Source organism: Ruegeria sp. CE12 (assembly GCF_056537525.1).
Genome location: NZ_JBQFRS010000007.1, coordinates 68,576 through 84,973 on the forward strand (window position 1 = coordinate 68,576; position 16,398 = coordinate 84,973).

Here is a 16,398-nt window from a genome sequence, read left to right on the forward strand (position 1 = left end):
CAATGGCATTCGATACACTTCTGATCGCCAATCGCGGGGAAATAGCCGCACGCATCATCCGGACCGCGCGATCGCTCGGTCTTCGGACAGTGGCTGTTTATACGACTGCGGATGCCAAGGCACCGCATGTTGAGCTTGCTGATGAGGCGGTCTGGATCGGAGACGGACCCGTTGGCGAAAGTTACTTGAAGGGCGACAAGGTCATCGCAGCTGCCGAAAAAACGGGGGCTGGGGCGATCCATCCGGGATATGGCTTTTTGTCTGAAAACGCAGAGTTTGCCCAATCTGTTGAGGCCGCTGGACTGATCTTTGTCGGTCCCGACCCCGAAGCAATCAGGTTGATGGGCGACAAAGCTGACGCCAAACGGCTAATGCTCTCTGCAGGCGTGCCTTGCGTACCGGGATATGAGGGCGAGGATCAGTCCGAAGCCGTTTTGGTCAAAGCCGCGGACAACATTGGATTCCCCATCATGGTCAAGGCAGCAGCTGGAGGCGGCGGGCGCGGGATGCGGCTGGTTCACGACGCTGCTGCTTTGCCCACAGCAATCGCGTTGGCGCGATCTGAGGCAGAAAATGCGTTTGGTTCTGGTGAACTGATCCTTGAAAAGGCGATTACCGACGCCCGCCACGTTGAAATTCAGGTCTTTGCCGACACACATGGAAATGTGATCCATCTGGGCGAACGGGACTGTTCGGTTCAGCGCCGTCACCAGAAGGTTGTCGAAGAGGCTCCTTGCCCGGGGATGACATCTGAATTGCGGGCAAAGATGGGCGATGTCGCCATTGAGGCTGCGCGCGCGGTGAACTATCGCGGAGCAGGCACTGTTGAATTCCTGCTGGATGCTTCAGGGGCATTTTATTTTCTCGAAATGAACACCCGCCTGCAGGTGGAACATCCGGTGACTGAAATGGTCACCGGTCTTGATCTTGTGGCAATACAGATCGCGGTCGCTCAGGGCGAAGCTCTTCCGGTTTCGCAAGTGGATGTGACCCTGAATGGGCATGCGATGGAAGTGCGCCTATATGCCGAGGATCCGGTCAACGGCTATCTGCCGGCAACGGGTCCGATTGACATCTGGCAGTTTGCGACCGGACCCGGAGTGCGCGTGGACGCAGGCATTGAAACCGGGCAGGAAGTGTCTCCGTTCTACGACCCGATGCTGGCCAAAATCATCGCGCATGGACCCACCCGCGAAACTGCGCGAGCGCGGCTGATCAGGGCAGTAAAGGAATCCGTGTTACTCGGAACGGTGACGAATTCGGCCTTCCTTGTGGATGTGCTGGGGCAGGGCACTTTCATCAGCGGCGATGCTACAACAACCTTTCTTGATCGCATCTATCCCGAGGGTTTCCCCGCTTATCAGACCAGCGGGCGCGACGCCGCTTTGGCACTTGCCCTGATGCTCGAAGCCGACCAAGCGCGTGCTAAGGATGCGGCGGGTTACGTCTCATGCGATCAGCTCGGTTGGTCCAGCGCCGCCCTTTTGCCGTTCAGGGTAAAACTGGTGTGTGGTGAGGATGAGGTTAGCATTCGTGCCCGCGCGCGTCCGGATGGTTGGACCGTTTGGGTCAGAGAAGAGAAGTTTGATGTTACGTTCGTGAACCGCTCGGGCTCCAATATCCGAGCACGCATCAATGACCAGACCGTAGATGTTGTGGCCCATCTGACACGCGACATGGTCAAGTTCGCCATCGGTGCTGAGCGTCTGAAGTTTCGACGTCTGCGCCCCGGTGCTGTTGACGAAACAGCCACTGCCGGAGGCTGCGTAATCGCCCCAATGCCGGGTTTGCTGATCGAAATGAACGCGGAAGCCGGTCAGAACGTGGCCAAGGGCGACCGGCTGGCTGTTCTGGAAGCGATGAAAATGCAGCATCAAATCACGGCGGCTGTAGACGGTGTGATCACCGCGGTTCACGTCGAAACGGGGCAGCAGCTGACCTCGGGCGATCTGATGATCGAGATTGAGGAGATCTAGATGAATTCCGATCTGTGCCGTCGACTTGGCATCGAGTTCCCGCTGTTTGCGTTCAGCCATTGCCGGGATGTTGTGGCTGCAGTTTCGCGCGCGGGCGGCATGGGCGTTTTCGGGGCGGTCTTGACGCCACCGGACAAGTTGAGGGCTGAATTGGATTGGATCGACGCACATTGCGGCGGCAAACCTTATGGTGTGGATCTGATCATTCCGACGTCGATGCAGAAACAGGGCGATCCGGCCCTCAGCGGGCAAGACCTGCTTGCCGCTCTGCCGGAGACACACAAGCAGTTCGCCGATACCCTGCTAAACGATCACGGCGTTGGCCTTGACGGTTTGGGCGACGCCCGCCTCGATATGATGCACCTTTCCGACAACATGAACACCACCGGTGCCGAAGCTGTTCTGGACATCGTGTTTTCATATCCGATCAAGCTGATCGCCAATGCACTGGGGACGCCTCCGCCAATCATGATGGAGCGCGCACAGGCTGCTGGTGTACCGGTTGCCGCGCTGGTTGGTTCGAAAAAGCATGCAGAACTGCAGGTGGCTGCAGGTGTTGATATCCTTGTAGCTGCCGGTGGTGAAGCTGGTGGTCATTGCGGGGAAGTGTCGACCATGGTTTTGGTGCCCGAGGTCGTCTCGGTGGCGAACGGCACCCCTGTGCTGGCGGCGGGGGGTATTGTGAATGGCGCGCAGATGGCCGCAGGAATTGCAATGGGCGCTGCGGGCGCCTGGTGCGGCTCGGTCTGGTTGACAACCGCCGAGGGCGAACCTCCACAGCAGATCAAGGACAAGATGCTGGCAGCGACATCGGCCGACACCGTGCGGAGCCGTTCACGCACCGGCAAGCATTCCCGCCAACTCAAATCCACTTGGACGGATGCGTGGGAGGCTGATGGGCCGGATCCACTTGCGATGCCCTATCAGTCGCTGGTTTCAGAACCGGCTTTGCGCAAGGTCGAGAAACTGGCGCAGTCCGGACATGAGGGGGCGGAGAAGCTCTCAACTTACTGGGTCGGACAGGGGGTCGGTCTGATGAACCAGGTAACCTCGGCTACGGCAGTCGTTCAGGAATTTAAGCAGGATTATCTGGCCGCTATCGACCGTCTGAATTCAACGTTGGAGGGCTAAGCAGTGCAACAGGCAATGGATTTTCTGGAAGAAAGCGACGCTTTGCATGCGGTTTTGGCAGATGTATCAGGCAACCAATGGGAAACTGTAACCCAATTCAAGGGATGGACGCTGAACGATGTTCTCGTGCATCTGCACTATTGGAACCAAATGGCTGACCTGTCCCTTAACGATCCTGACGCCTTTACCGCCCGAATTGGGGCATTGTTCGCCAAGGCCAAGGTTGAAGGCCTGCGCGCGGCAGAGAATGAGGTGATCTCAGAACGCGGGGCAGAATTGCGCGCGGCCTGGCGGTCGCTTTATGCCGACATTGGCGCACGCTGGGTGGATCTCGATCCCAAGCACAGGGTGAAATGGGCGGGTCCGGATATGTCGGTACGTTCCTCAATCACTGCCCGGCAGATGGAAACCTGGGCACATGGTCAGGAAGTGTTCGATATTCTGGGTCTTGTGCGCAGCGAGCATGATCGTATCAGGAACGTCGTTGTTTTGTGTGTGAACACTTTTGGTTGGGCCTATAAGGTCAACGGTCGGCCCGTACCTGATGCAATGCCGCGATTGGAGTTGACCGCGCCATCAGGGATACTTTGGGAGTTTGGTGAGCCGGGTGAAAACAAGATCACAGGCTCTGCCGTAGAGTTTGCTCAGGTTTCCGCCCAGACGCGCAACATCGGAGATACTTCCCTGAAAGTGGAAGGTGCAATAGCGACAGAGTGGATGTCGATCGCTCAGTGTTTTGCGGGTGGGGTGGAAAAGCCCCCTGCTGTGGGTACGCGTCACCGATCCTAACGCCAGAAGCGTTGTTGTTTGGCTGGCCGTGATTGTTGGAGTCGCACGGTTTAGTGGGCTCAAGTTGACGATACGTTGTTAACGCGTCAGACACGAACGCAGAAGCGGACAGAGAATACGGATATGCTACAGTTTGATGTGACAAAACTGGCCGCTGGCCTAATCATCGCAGTGTTGGTGGGCTGGCTGTTGGTTCTTGGAAAAAGCATCCTGCTACCGGTGCTTCTGGGCATCATCGGCATCTATGTTCTGGATTCCACCGCTTCGGCGGTTGGTCGCGTTCCCGGGTTGCGTGGCATACCGCGACGGCTGCGGCGCCTGCTTGCCCTGCTGACGATATTCCTGATCGTTTTCCTGATGGCCATGTTCATTGAGGCAAACGCGCAAGCAGTTGCTGAGAACATGCCGCGCTATCAAAGCAACCTGAACACGTTAGTCGAAACCATCATGGGTTCTCTGGGTGTCGAGAAACTGCCGGACTGGTCCACGATCGAGAAAACCATTTCGGATAAATTTGATGTCATGGGTTTCCTGCAAGGGGCACTGACCACCGTGCAGGGTTTTGGCACAATCCTGTTCATGGCGATCCTCTACATGGCGTTCATCCTGACCGATCTGGACGGTATGCCAGCAAAGGTACAGCAAGCTTTTGGCAACGCGGAAACCGCGGGCCGGTCGCTGAAAATAGTTGGCCAGATCAACCAGAAAATCGGCAGCTATCTGAGCGCTAAAACACTGATCAATGTCATTCTGGCGACGATCTCTTTCGTGATTATGCTTCTTTTGGGGATTGAGTTTGCGTTGTTCTGGGCCATCCTGATCGGGCTTTTGAACTACATTCCATACCTCGGATCCATCCTGGGCGTGCTGTTTCCGGTCATGCTGAGCTTGGTGCAGTTCACTGACCTCTGGCATGCCGGGATTGCCTTTGTGGCGCTTATGGCGGCACAGTTGTTTGTCGGCAACGTGCTGGAGCCACGGCTGGTTGGCAATTCCGTGAACCTGAGCGGGTTCATGGTTTTGTTCTCGCTGGCAATCTGGACCGCCATGTGGGGACTGGCGGGCACAATCCTGGCCGCACCTCTGACCGCGGTCGTGATGATCATCCTGTCTCAGATCCAGTCAACACGCCCAATCGCCATCCTCATGTCCGAAAACGGAGAAATCGATTGAGAGTGCAAGCTTTGGGCCCTCGGTTTCCCTGCATTGTGGTTCACGGTATCACTGGAACGATGCCTGCGAACACCAGTTAGCTCTCGATATGTCGAGCATCCTTTTTCTTAGCAACGTATTGCTTCCAGAGCGCAAGTATGCCGGCGCAGTTGACCCTGTATTATTTGCAAGGCACCGGCTGCGCAGAATTTGCTCTGCTCCAACCCCGGATGGGGGCCTATCCGTCCTTTTTCGGTAGCGCATCATAGGTCGCCTGAAGATAGGCAAACCCGTAACGCTGATCCGGTTCCAGGTGAGTTCCCTCGGCCCACTCATTCCAAGCATTGATGAAAACGATTTTTTCGTCAGCGCTGTATTTGTCCCGTGCCAGAACCTGATTGCACAACTGTGCCGTCCAGCGCTTGTATGCGTCGATGGAAAATCGACCCATGATACGGGGTGCATCCTGATTGCGTGCCGTATTGTCCCATGACAGCGTAGAAGATCGGAACAGCTTGTAATCCGGTTCCGGTTTTTGGATTTGGGCTTCCACCACCGCTTCGTAATCCATGATCATACCTGTAAATTCAGGATTGTAGACACCCATTTCGTCGGTGATATCAGTACGCTGTACCTGTTGAGGCGGAAACTCCATCGCGGCATCAAAGCCCAGTTTTTCGGGGTCTCCGATATCGAAGGTCTGCGCTGCGACAAGATAGAGACCCTGCTCACCCCAACGCTGTGCTTCTTCTCGCCAGGCTTTCGTTGTTTCCCTGATATCGGGAATGATATTGGCGCGATAAACAATAAATACGGGTTTTCCGTCTATCCGAATATAGCGCGGATCTTCCGTGTATTTGCGCACATGCCGCAGCAGATTCACAGAGTCCGCGATGGAATGATTCTGCCCGATCAATACGTCATGTTCTCGCCCATCCCAACGACGGGTCCAGTTTTCGTTTGCCCATGTCAAACAAAAGGGCATGTCAACGTCGGGGTTGGCAAGCATCTGCTCCAGCGGATGCTCCAATAGGGTCTTTCCGCCAAACCAATAGAAATAGTATGAAAATCCGCCTATCCCATAGGCTTTGGCCATCTGTGCCTGCTCGACCATGATCTCAGGCAATCGCAGATCATAATACCCCAGGTGAATTGGACAATGCGGCTGATAATGGCCCGGATAGTTTGGGACCGCCTTTCCGACGTTGGTCCACTCGGTAAAACCTTTACCCCACCATTCATCGTTTTCCTTGAATGGATGAAATTGGGGCAAGTAATGTGCGATTGCTTTGACTGCCGGTTCAGCCGCTGCAGGTGGGTTGAAGGGCACAAACTCGTCAGACCGACCGATTGCTTCGAAACTTTGCCGCTGTGATTGGCCTTGAGTATTCCAGCCCCGTCTCGGATCACGCTTTTTAGCCGAATTGCGAAATCGCCTTGCCGTTCGTGAGGATAGAGGAGGGCTGCATTTGGAAGCAGCTGAAAGCAGGTAGAAAAGCAGGGTATCTTTGATCGACATGCAAATTTCTCATTCTACGGCGTTTGACGCTGACTGCGAGGAAGTGGCCCTTCCGCTGTAAGCATGCCAATCGCTTATAGGAATGCTTCCGTCATGCTCAAATGATGCTATCGAGTTTGCTGCTAAATAATATGGCGCTATTCCGCAATCCCTAATTCCAGAGGCAGTAGCCGCTGCAACGATGCGTCTGGGTCAGTCCACCAAGGTACGAATTACCAATGGAAGACTTCTGGCAACATGGTGCATGTTGGGGCCAAATCAGGGCTCAAGCTTCTGCTCTGACCTCAGGATAGATGTTGTCATCAGGGCTTCAGGCAAAACACCAACCAAGGTTGTGGTGAAACTCCAAAACCGCATTTTTCACACAGCGATCCAGAATGTAGTTTCATCGTTTCGATGGCGGTGCCTTTCGCTGATCGCGCTCGCAATACTTGGTAAGTGCATAACATATATGAATAATATAATTCCAAGACTAACTGGTCAAACATGATATAAATCAAGTCTGGGATCCAAAAAACCAAATAGGCTGCTGAACGCAAGGAAAGTAACTTTGTAAGCTAGGACGCGCGCATCATGACGCCCCAAGCCACTCGACGCAGTTTTTTGCGGGGAAGATTCTCGACGCCCGCAGAGAATGAACCGCCCGCCCCGAGGCCATTTGGGGCGATCGGGGATTCTCGCTTTTCTGAGATCTGCTCAAACTGTGGTGATTGTGTACGGGCCTGCCCGGAAGGCATCATCTTATCGGCCCCGGACGGATCGCCGGTCGTCGATTTCAACAAAGGCGCTTGCACTTTCTGCGGTGATTGCATCGATGCTTGCCAGACAGGCGCGTTGGAGGAATCTCAACCCTGGCACTGGCGTGCAGATACCACCGACACCTGCCTCGCCAAGAATGGTGTGCAGTGTCGCAGTTGCGAGGACCACTGCGATGAGTCCGCCATCCGGTTCCGATTGATGACGCAGGGCCGAGCCGAGCCACAAATCGATGAAACCTCCTGCACGGGTTGTGGCGGCTGCGTCGCGCCTTGCCCAGTAGGTGCAATCCAAATGGTCCAAATGCTTCAAACAACGGAGGCACAGACATGCTGAACATTTGCGGCTGCCTTGTCCACGCGATGCCCGAAACGACTGACAGCGTGATCAAATCCATAAATGCGGCCGAAGGCTGTGAGGTTCACGCCTGTGAAAACGGGCGCATTGTTGTCACCGTCGAAGACACCGAAACAACGCGGGCATCTGATCAGATTATGGATATGCACCAGATCCCCGGCGTGCTGACTGTCACCCTGACTTACCACCATTTCGAAGAGCTTCCGGCCGAGAACGAAGCTCATTCGCAACCCTCTGCCTGAACGGGAGAAAATAGCCATGACTCTGCCAACGTCCCGCCGCTCGTTCCTTAAGGCGACCGCTGCCGCTGCAACGGCTTCGGCCGCCGGTATCACCCTGCCTCAGAGTGCTTCTGCTCAGATCGGGGCTCCAGACATTCGCTGGGACAAAGCAGCCTGTCGCTTCTGCGGTACGGGTTGTTCTGTTCTTGTCGGTGTAAAAGACGGTCGCGTTGTGGCCACCCAGGGCGACCCCGAGGCGCCGGTGAACCGCGGCCTTAACTGCATCAAGGGCTATTTCTTGTCCAAGATCATGTACGGCTCCGACCGTCTGACCACTCCGTTATTGCGCAAGTCAAACGGAGCCTACGACAAGAATGGTGAGTTCGAACCGGTCAGCTGGGACGAAGCCTTCGACGTGATGGCCGAGAAATGGAAGGCCTCCATCAAGGAAAAAGGCCCAACCGCGGTTTCGATGTTTGGTTCAGGGCAATGGACCGTCTGGGAAGGCTACGCAGCCGCAAAATTCATGAAGGCCGGTCTGCGTTCGAACAATATCGACCCGAACGCACGCCATTGCATGGCATCAGCTGTGGCCGGCTTCATGCGCACATTCGGCATCGACGAGCCGATGGGCTGCTATGACGACTTCGAACATGCCGACACGTTCGTGCTGTGGGGTTCGAACATGGCCGAGATGCACCCGATCCTTTGGTCGCGGCTGACTGACACCCGTCTGACCAAACCGGGTGCCGAAGTGCATGTGCTTTCGACTTTCGAACACCGCTCATTCGAGCTGGCCGACAACGGCATGATATTTGTGCCGCAAACCGATCTGGCAATCCTCAACTACATCGCCAACTACATCATTCAGAACGATGCGGTGAACTGGGATTTCGTCAACAAGAACGTCAACTTCACAAAAACGGCCACCGACATCGGCTATGGCCTGCGTCCTGAGCATGAACTGGAACAGGCAGCGGCCAATCCAGCCCACGAGGGCAAGCACGGCAAACTCGAACAGATCGATTTCGAAGCCTACAAGGAATATGTAGCACCCTATACGCTGGAATACGTGTCCGAGCTGTCTGGCGTGCCCGCTGCACAGCTGGAGCGTCTGGCTCAGCAATACGCCGACCCCGACCGTAAGATCATGAGCCTGTGGACCATGGGCTTTAACCAACACACCCGCGGATCGTGGGTGAACTCGCTTATGTACAATGTGCATCTGCTGATGGGTAAGATCTCGGAGCCAGGCAACTCACCATTCTCGCTGACCGGTCAGCCATCGGCATGTGGCACTGCACGCGAGGTGGGCACCTTTGCGCACCGCCTGCCCGCAGACATGGTCGTGGCCAATGAAAAGCACCGCGAGATCGCTGAAGAAAAGTGGCTGCTGCCTGCAGGGACTATCCCACCCAAACCCGGCTACCACGCGGTGGAGCAACACCGTAGGTTGAAGGACGGCGATCTGAATTGTCACTGGGTTCAGTGCACCAACAACATGCAGGCCGCTCCTAACATCAATGAAGAAGGATGGCCGGGCTATCGAAACCCGGATAACTTCATCACTGTCTCTGATCCTTATCCCACAGTTACCGCGTTGGCAGCCGACCTGATCCTGCCCACGGCAATGTGGGTCGAAAAAGAGGGTGCGTATGGTAACGCCGAACGACGCACCCAGTTCTGGCGCCAGCAAGTCGATGCCCCGGGTGAGGCGCGTTCAGATGTCTGGCAGGTGATGGAGTTTTCGAAACGCTTCAAGGTCGAGGATGTCTGGCCCGAAGAGCTGATCGCCCAGATGCCCGAATACCGTGGAAAGACCCTGTACGAAATTCTTTACGAAAACGGCAAGGTCAACAAATACCCGCTGTCGGATACCGCCGAAGGCTTCAACAATCAGGAAGCCAATCATTTCGGGTTTTATGTCCAGAAGGGTCTGTTCGAGGAATACGCCTCGTTTGGACGCGGCAAGGCGCATGATCTGGCTGATTTCGACGTTTACCACCAGGCACGCGGGATGCGCTGGCCCGTGGTTGACGGCAAGGAGACTCTCTACCGCTTCCGCGAAGGGTACGACCCCTATGTAAAAGAAGGTGAAGGGGTAAAATTCTACGGCAAGCCGGACGGCAAAGCGAGCATCATCTTCGCGCCATACGAACCGGCGCCGGAGGTTCCGGATGAAGAATATGATCTGTGGCTGGTTACAGGTCGCGTTCTGGAACACTGGCATTCGGGTTCGATGACCCGTCGTGTCCCGGAACTGCACCGTTCGTTCCCTGCTGCAGTAGTCTTCATGCACCCCGAAGACGCGAAAGAGCGCGGTCTGCGGCGAGGGCAAGAGATCAACGTATCAACGCGACGCGGTGATGTGCTGTCGCGGGTTGAGACACGCGGGCGCAACAAGATGCCCAAAGGCGTGGTGTTCTTCCCATGGTTCGATGAAGGCCAGCTGACCAACAAGCTGACGTTGGACGCAACTTGCCCGATCTCGAAAGAGACGGACTTCAAGAAATGTGCCTGCAAGGTCGAACGCGCCTGACACAACCATTTAGAATGTAAGCAAGCCAGATGCCCGCTAACGTCACAACATCAAGTCCCGTGAACCGGCGCCGTTTCCTTCAGGATACAGCGCGGGTCACGGCGGGTTGTGCCGTGGCGGGTAGTTTTCTTGCCTACCTGACGCTGGATGCCCGCGCCCTGCCGGCGCAGGCGATACGGCCACCCGGAGCATTGGATGAAGACAAGTTTCTGGCCGCCTGCATTCGGTGTGGTCTGTGTGTCCGCGATTGCCCTTATGACACCTTGAAGCTGGCGGAACTGGGAGTTGATGGGCCGGCCACCGGCACGCCGTATTTCACGGCCCGCGAAGTGCCTTGTGAAATGTGCGAGGATATTCCCTGCGTCGTCGCTTGTCCGACCGGTGCTCTCGATCCATCACTGACCAATATTGATGACGCCGATATGGGATTGGCCGTTCTGATTGATCAGGAAAGATGCCTGAACGCTTTGGGGCTGCGCTGTGACGTCTGCTATCGGGTCTGTCCGGTTATCGATGAAGCCATTACGCTTGAGCGTCGCCATAATGAACGCTCAGGCCATCACGCCATTTTTATGCCGGTGGTCCATTCGGACGCTTGTACAGGCTGCGGGAAATGTGAAAAATCCTGCGTTCTGCCCGGAGAATCCGCGATCAAGGTCCTGCCGCGCCGAATTGCCATGGCCGAGGCAGCGGATCACTACAAACTCGGATGGGAAGACCGCGACCCATTGGTCGACGAGTTGATTGACCTGCCGGACAGACTGCCCGGACCCGGAACTGACAACCTCGCCGCACCCGGCGGATACACAAACGGGACAGAAGCACTGCCCGACCCTTCAATGGAAGGCGGCTTCACCCCCAGCTTCTCGCTGCCCGATACGGGGAGTGTCGGTCAATGAGTGGCACGGTGCATCTGCCAGTTGGACAGGAGGCCATTGAAGCCAAGGGCTGGATGGGGGCGCACAAGTACCTCATACTGCGCCGCCTTGCCCAACTTACGTTTCTCGGACTTTTCCTGTTAGGTCCTTGGTTTGGCATCTGGTGGGTCAAGGGCAATCTCACCGGTTCTTTAACCTTTGACACGCTGCCGCTGACTGACCCCTTCGTTCTATTGCAAGGAATGTTTGCTCGGCATTGGCCAGAGATGGCTGCCCTCATCGGCGCGCTGATTGTTGGTGGTGTCTATGCGTTAATCGGTGGTCGGGTTTACTGCAGCTGGGTGTGCCCGATCAATCCGGTTACAGACGGCGCCCACTGGGTGCACGACAAACTGGGCATGCAAAAAGGTTGGCAGCCGAAACGAACCACCCGCTACTGGATCTTGGGAACCGTTTTGCTGGTTTCTGCAGCAACCGGAACAATCGCGTGGGAAGTCATCAATCCGATCTCGATGTTGCATCGGGGTCTCATCTTCGGGATTGGTTTCGCCTGGACTTTTGTGCTGGCTGTCTTTGTTTTTGATGTCTTTGTCTCGCGACGGGGCTGGTGCGGCCACATCTGCCCCGTAGGCGCATTCTACGGTCTCTTGGGACAAAAGGCGTTGTTACGTGTCAGCGCGGTCAACCGAGCGGCTTGTGACGATTGCATGGATTGCTTTGCGGTCTGCCCCGAGATGCATGTGATCTCACCAGCGCTGCGTGGAAAGACCGCTGATACACCCCTGATCCTGTCACCGGACTGTACCAATTGCGGACGTTGCATCGACGTCTGCGCGGTTGACGTTTTCAAATTCTCTCACCGTTTCGACACTGCCTCAGCGCCAGGACGCGCGGCCCGTTCGAAACCTCTATCGAAATCCGGGGCCAGTCGCGCCGCCTGAGCAAACAACGGAGTTTCTCATGAACAAGAACGCCATATTCAGCGCCCTCGCTGCCGCGGCACTGACTGCCGCTGCGGGTATCGCTCTTGCGCAATCTACCGGTTCGCAGGTGGATTCTCTGCGCGGTGCAGAAATCGACGAACCTGTCGCCCTCGACCAGGTTCACCGCAATGTCGAAGGGCGGATGCAGCGTAACTATCGCCAACAGCCGCCGTTGATCCCGCACAAGGTGGAACAATACCAAATTGACCTGCGGACCAACCAGTGCCTGTCCTGTCATGACTGGACCAAAGCAGGTGAGCGAAATGCCCCCACCTTGTCCATGACCCACTATCTGGATCGTGACGGTGTCGAATTGGATCGGGTCGCAGGTACACGGTACTTCTGCAATCAATGCCATGTGCCTCAGGCAGATGCGCCAGCGCTGATTGACAACGTCTTTCAGCCTTCTTCCGGCAACTAACCTAGCGCACGTCTGAAAGGAGCACCGAAATGGCAGACTCTCCTGAAAATCATGGCTGGCTTCGCCGCATCTGGACCTGGTTCTGGACACCCGCAGCCCTGTTCAGCACCGGCTTTCTGCTGATTGCAGGCTTTCTGGGCGGTATCCTATTCTGGGGTGGGTTCCACTGGACACTGGAACTGACCAATACCGAAGAATTCTGTGTGTCGTGCCACACGATGGAAACCAATCTTGGCGAGTATCGCGAAACGATCCACTACAACAACCATTCAGGCGTGCGGGCCATCTGTTCCGATTGCCACGTTCCGAAAGAATGGAACCACAAGATCAAAGCCAAGATTATGGCGGTCAAAGACGTATACCACGAACTGGCAGGCACGATCAGTACGCCCGAAAAGTACGAGGATCACCGTCTGCAGATGGCTGCCGCGGTTTGGAAGAAGATGAAAGCCTCTGACAGCCGCGAATGCCGGAACTGCCACAACTTCGACTACATGGACTTTACCCTTCAGGAGACACGCGCCGCGTCCGAACATCAGCGTGCAATCGATAACAACATGACCTGTATCGATTGCCACCAGGGTATCGCCCACAGCCTGCCACCCGGTTATCTTGAAGAGTACCAGAATGTAGTCGGATCGCTGAGCTTCGATGACCCGAATGCAATACGTGCTGAAGCCTCAGTAGATGGCACTGCAATTCAGTCTTTCCTCGACAGTCGCTCGGAATAGGAAACAGGTGATAAGATGCTTGAAATACTTGGAACAATCGGCGGCAATATCCTGAGCCTTCCGGGCATCCTTGGGCTGGCACTTGGCATGATGACACGACGCCTGTGGTTAGGTGCGCTGATGGGTGGTCTCGTTGGTGTGATCGAAACGCTAGTTTTCTCAGGTTGGAAATTCGACCAGATCGAAACGATGGAGTTGGTGATTGCAATTATCGTTGGCGTCATCGCCGGCAGCTTGGGGTGCGCCATTCGTCTCAAGGGTGCTTCTGCCTGATCACCTCGTCGAGTTGGCGCTCAGAATTCTCCGCTGTGGGAAAAATTGTTTATACGCCAAACCTTAGGGGCTGGCGTATTCAGTAAACCTGCTGTTTAGTCTGAAGGCAGCGCAGACAAACCGCACTGACCAACACAAATCCCTATGATCAGGCTTTGCCAGTTTCGGGCACAGATCATGAGCCTGAAAAGAAGATGCTGAGACGTCATATGAAGGATGCAGCGCGCCTAGATGGCGACTATGATTATATTATCGTGGGTGCGGGTACAGCCGGATGCGTACTGGCGAACCGGCTCACAGAAGACCCCAAAACCCGTGTCCTGCTGCTGGAGGCGGGAAAGTCCGACAATTATCACTGGGTGCATATCCCGGTCGGCTATCTTTATTGCATCGGAAATCCCCGTACCGACTGGATGATGAAGACCGCGCCCGAGGCCGGCCTGAACGGCCGCTCATTGACTTATCCACGCGGCAAAGTGTTGGGCGGCTGCAGTTCAGTCAATGGCATGATCTATATGCGCGGGCAGGCGGCGGATTATGACCACTGGCGGCAACTTGGGAACACAGGCTGGGGCTGGGATGATGTACTGCCTTATTTCCTGAAGTCCGAAGATCACCATGCCGGTGACAGCGAGATGCATCGCAGTGGTGGTGAATGGAAAGTCCAGAAACAAAAACTGAGCTGGGATATCCTGCAGGCAGTACAGGACGGTGCAAAAGAGTTTGGCATTCTCCCACGTGATGACTTCAATGATGGCAACAACGAAGGTTCGGGATTCTTCGAGGTCAACCAGAACAATGGCGTGCGTTGGAATACTGCTAAGGGCTTTCTGCGACCGGCGATGAAACGCCCGAACCTGCGCGTCCTGACCGAAGCGATGACCGAGCATCTGATCCTTGACGGTAAAACTGTCCGAGGCGTTCGCTTTCGTCACAGGGGCAAGGTTCTGGACGCGATGACCAATGGTGAAGTGCTTCTGGCAGCCGGGTCGATCAATTCGCCCAAAATACTCGAAATGTCCGGTATTGGGCGAGGCGATCTGTTGACCGATCTGGGCATCCCAGTCCGGAATGAAAGCGCCGGAGTTGGCGAAAACCTTCAGGACCATCTGCAGATACGTACCGTGTTTCGAGTGCAGAATGCCAAGACGCTGAACACGATTGCCAATAGCCTGTTGGGAAAGGCTCGGATCGCGCTGCAATACGGGCTGACGCAGTCAGGACCGATGTCCATGGCCCCGAGCCAGTTTGGTATGTTCACCAAATCGGACCCTTCCATGGAAACGCCGGATCTTGAATACCACATTCAGCCATTGTCGACCGACAAGCTGGGTGATCCGCTGCATCCCTTCCCGGCAATCACTGTTTCGGTCTGTAATCTGCGTCCGGACAGTATCGGCAGCAGCCATATCACGACCCAGGATTGTGATATCCAGCCTGATATCCGGCTCAACTACCTCTCAGCCTCGCGGGATCAATCAATCGCGGTCAAATCGGTCAAGCAGGCACGCAAGATCATGACAGCAAAGTCGCTTGAGCCGTATCAGCCTGAAGAGATTCTGCCCGGACCCAAGTTTCAAAGCGATGCAGAGCTTGTCGAGGCGGTCGGTGACATCGCCACCACGATCTTTCATCCGGTAGGCACCTGCAAGATGGGAACGGATCCAATGGCCGTCGTTGATCCGCAGTTGCGCGTACACGGCTTGGAAGGGGTTCGTGTGGCAGATGCTTCCGTGATGCCAAAAATAGTCTCAGGCAACACCGCTTCGCCCGTTATTATGATCGCGGAAAAACTGGCCGGGATGATCGGTAAAACAGCCAAACCCTAGTAGGTATTTCTGGATTACGTCCTGATGCGGTGAGCGTGGGTGAACACTTCACATTCAGCTCTCTTCGAATTTGCGACCAGCGTCATCCCCGATTGTTGCGCAAGCTTGACTGCAAAAGCTGTCGGAGCTGATACGGCGATTAGCATGGAACACCCAAGAGCAGCGGTCTTCTGAATCAGCTCGACAGACACACGCGAGGTGACAACAACGGCACCCCGTCCTGGATCTGTTTCACTGAGGATCAGCGCACCCAAAAGCTTATCCAAAGCGTTGTGCCGACCTATGTCTTCGCGAGCCATCACGATGCCTTTCCCCGGAACGAGAAATCCTGCAGCATGGGCTGATCTGGTACGATCATGCAACGCCTGATGATCCCGAAGCTGATCTGTTGCCGATGCAATATCTGCCGCATCGATCTGCAATTGGATGCCCGAAACAGGTGCTATATTCCGAACGGCCTGTTCCAAGCTATCGATCCCGCACAGCCCGCAGCCGACCGGCCCCATTGACGCCCTGCGACGTCTTCCCAGTTTTTCGGACGCATTGTCTTTTAGCCAATAGCGAGCTTCTATACCTGCCTCATGGGCAACCTGCTCGAAATCCACAATCTCATCGGGATCAGAGATGAACCCCTCGGTCAGCGCAAATCCATAGGCAAAGTCCTGTATGTCGGAAGGCGAGGCCATCATCACTGCTGTCGTCGTGCCGTTAAACACCAGAGCAACCGGTGTCTCCTGTGCCAGTTCACGCGATATCTCAACACCAGTCCCGACGCTGAATGAAGACATCCGCACCGCGGCTTCATATTGCATTTTTGGGCTGTCACGGAATGGCACCGTCATC

General features: G+C 55.6%; 15 protein-coding genes. 13 read left to right on the forward strand and 2 right to left on the reverse strand.

All coding sequences use genetic code 11. The annotated features are described in order from the left end of the window. Positions 1-2: 2 nt before the first annotated feature. The 4 genes from ACR0IO_RS16235 to ACR0IO_RS16250 all read left to right on the forward strand — a co-directional run bounded on the left by ACR0IO_RS16235 (position 3) and on the right by ACR0IO_RS16250 (position 5,069). Positions 3-1,976, forward strand: coding sequence for an acetyl/propionyl/methylcrotonyl-CoA carboxylase subunit alpha (locus ACR0IO_RS16235; RefSeq protein ID WP_480742629.1), 1,974 nt, complete (start codon positions 3-5; stop codon positions 1,974-1,976). Beyond that, positions 1,977-3,107 carry an NAD(P)H-dependent flavin oxidoreductase gene (locus ACR0IO_RS16240; RefSeq protein WP_480742630.1) on the forward strand — a complete coding sequence of 377 codons (1,131 nt, stop codon included), beginning with the start codon at positions 1,977-1,979 and terminating at the stop codon, positions 3,105-3,107. A 3-nt stretch (positions 3,108-3,110) separates the two neighbouring features. Next, complete coding sequence (locus ACR0IO_RS16245) at positions 3,111-3,896, forward strand: TIGR03084 family metal-binding protein (protein ID WP_480742631.1); 786 nt, start codon at positions 3,111-3,113, stop codon at positions 3,894-3,896. Between the two features lie 123 nt (positions 3,897-4,019). Next, positions 4,020-5,069, forward strand: a complete 1,050-nt coding sequence (locus tag ACR0IO_RS16250) for an AI-2E family transporter (protein WP_480742632.1) — start codon at positions 4,020-4,022, stop codon at positions 5,067-5,069. Between the two features lie 217 nt (positions 5,070-5,286). Here the strand turns inward: ACR0IO_RS16250 and ACR0IO_RS16255 are convergent, their stop codons facing one another. After that, complete coding sequence (locus ACR0IO_RS16255) at positions 5,287-6,321, reverse strand: glycosyltransferase WbsX family protein (protein ID WP_480742633.1); 1,035 nt, start codon at positions 6,319-6,321, stop codon at positions 5,287-5,289. An 819-nt stretch (positions 6,322-7,140) separates the two neighbouring features. Here ACR0IO_RS16255 and napF point away from each other — a divergent pair. The 9 genes from napF to ACR0IO_RS16300 all read left to right on the forward strand — a co-directional run bounded on the left by napF (position 7,141) and on the right by ACR0IO_RS16300 (position 15,555). Continuing rightward, positions 7,141-7,659 carry a ferredoxin-type protein NapF gene (napF, locus tag ACR0IO_RS16260; RefSeq protein ID WP_480742634.1) on the forward strand — a complete coding sequence of 173 codons (519 nt, stop codon included), beginning with the start codon at positions 7,141-7,143 and terminating at the stop codon, positions 7,657-7,659. Next, positions 7,653-7,922 carry a chaperone NapD gene (locus ACR0IO_RS16265; protein WP_155147693.1) on the forward strand — a complete coding sequence of 90 codons (270 nt, stop codon included), beginning with the start codon at positions 7,653-7,655 and terminating at the stop codon, positions 7,920-7,922. Before napF ends, ACR0IO_RS16265 begins: the two co-directional genes overlap by 7 nt. Positions 7,923-7,938: 16 nt before the next feature. Then, entirely contained in the window at positions 7,939-10,440 is a 2,502-nt protein-coding gene (gene napA / locus ACR0IO_RS16270) for a nitrate reductase catalytic subunit NapA (RefSeq protein WP_480742635.1), read from the forward strand. Between the two features lie 29 nt (positions 10,441-10,469). Continuing rightward, on the forward strand, positions 10,470-11,339 hold the full coding sequence (gene napG, locus ACR0IO_RS16275; protein ID WP_480742636.1) for a ferredoxin-type protein NapG: 870 nt from the start codon (positions 10,470-10,472) through the stop codon (positions 11,337-11,339). After that, complete coding sequence (gene napH, locus ACR0IO_RS16280) at positions 11,336-12,259, forward strand: quinol dehydrogenase ferredoxin subunit NapH (protein WP_480742637.1); 924 nt, start codon at positions 11,336-11,338, stop codon at positions 12,257-12,259. Before napG ends, napH begins: the two co-directional genes overlap by 4 nt. A gap of 19 nt (positions 12,260-12,278) precedes the next feature. Next, positions 12,279-12,722, forward strand: coding sequence for a nitrate reductase cytochrome c-type subunit (locus ACR0IO_RS16285; RefSeq protein WP_480742638.1), 444 nt, complete (start codon positions 12,279-12,281; stop codon positions 12,720-12,722). Between the two features lie 29 nt (positions 12,723-12,751). Continuing rightward, entirely contained in the window at positions 12,752-13,453 is a 702-nt protein-coding gene (locus ACR0IO_RS16290; RefSeq protein WP_170336049.1) for a NapC/NirT family cytochrome c, read from the forward strand. 15 nt (positions 13,454-13,468) lie between these two features. Beyond that, positions 13,469-13,726 carry a hypothetical protein gene (locus tag ACR0IO_RS16295; protein ID WP_480742639.1) on the forward strand — a complete coding sequence of 86 codons (258 nt, stop codon included), beginning with the start codon at positions 13,469-13,471 and terminating at the stop codon, positions 13,724-13,726. Positions 13,727-13,935: 209 nt separating this feature from the next. Beyond that, complete coding sequence (locus ACR0IO_RS16300; RefSeq protein WP_480742640.1) at positions 13,936-15,555, forward strand: GMC family oxidoreductase; 1,620 nt, start codon at positions 13,936-13,938, stop codon at positions 15,553-15,555. 14 nt (positions 15,556-15,569) lie between these two features. Here ACR0IO_RS16300 and fdhD read toward each other — a convergent pair whose 3' ends face one another. Next, positions 15,570-16,397, reverse strand: a complete 828-nt coding sequence (gene fdhD / locus ACR0IO_RS16305; protein ID WP_480742641.1) for a formate dehydrogenase accessory sulfurtransferase FdhD — start codon at positions 16,395-16,397, stop codon at positions 15,570-15,572. Between the last annotated feature and the right edge of the window lies 1 nt (position 16,398).

Bases quoted from the DNA above. Each gene is read 5' to 3' on its own strand.
- napG (WP_480742636.1), top strand. From the start codon at position 10,470: ATGCCCGCTAACGTCACAACATCAAGTCCCGTGAACCGGCGCCGTTTC.
- ACR0IO_RS16295 (WP_480742639.1), top strand. From the start codon at position 13,469: ATGCTTGAAATACTTGGAACAATCGGCGGCAATATCCTGAGCCTTCCG.
- napH (WP_480742637.1), top strand. From the start codon at position 11,336: ATGAGTGGCACGGTGCATCTGCCAGTTGGACAGGAGGCCATTGAAGCC.
- fdhD (WP_480742641.1), bottom strand. From the start codon at position 16,397: ATGACGGTGCCATTCCGTGACAGCCCAAAAATGCAATATGAAGCCGCG.
- ACR0IO_RS16290 (WP_170336049.1), top strand. From the start codon at position 12,752: ATGGCAGACTCTCCTGAAAATCATGGCTGGCTTCGCCGCATCTGGACC.
- ACR0IO_RS16285 (WP_480742638.1), top strand. From the start codon at position 12,279: ATGAACAAGAACGCCATATTCAGCGCCCTCGCTGCCGCGGCACTGACT.
- ACR0IO_RS16240 (WP_480742630.1), top strand. From the start codon at position 1,977: ATGAATTCCGATCTGTGCCGTCGACTTGGCATCGAGTTCCCGCTGTTT.
- ACR0IO_RS16265 (WP_155147693.1), top strand. From the start codon at position 7,653: ATGCTGAACATTTGCGGCTGCCTTGTCCACGCGATGCCCGAAACGACT.
- napF (WP_480742634.1), top strand. From the start codon at position 7,141: ATGACGCCCCAAGCCACTCGACGCAGTTTTTTGCGGGGAAGATTCTCG.
- ACR0IO_RS16235 (WP_480742629.1), top strand. From the start codon at position 3: ATGGCATTCGATACACTTCTGATCGCCAATCGCGGGGAAATAGCCGCA.
- ACR0IO_RS16300 (WP_480742640.1), top strand. From the start codon at position 13,936: ATGAAGGATGCAGCGCGCCTAGATGGCGACTATGATTATATTATCGTG.
- napA (WP_480742635.1), top strand. From the start codon at position 7,939: ATGACTCTGCCAACGTCCCGCCGCTCGTTCCTTAAGGCGACCGCTGCC.
- ACR0IO_RS16250 (WP_480742632.1), top strand. From the start codon at position 4,020: ATGCTACAGTTTGATGTGACAAAACTGGCCGCTGGCCTAATCATCGCA.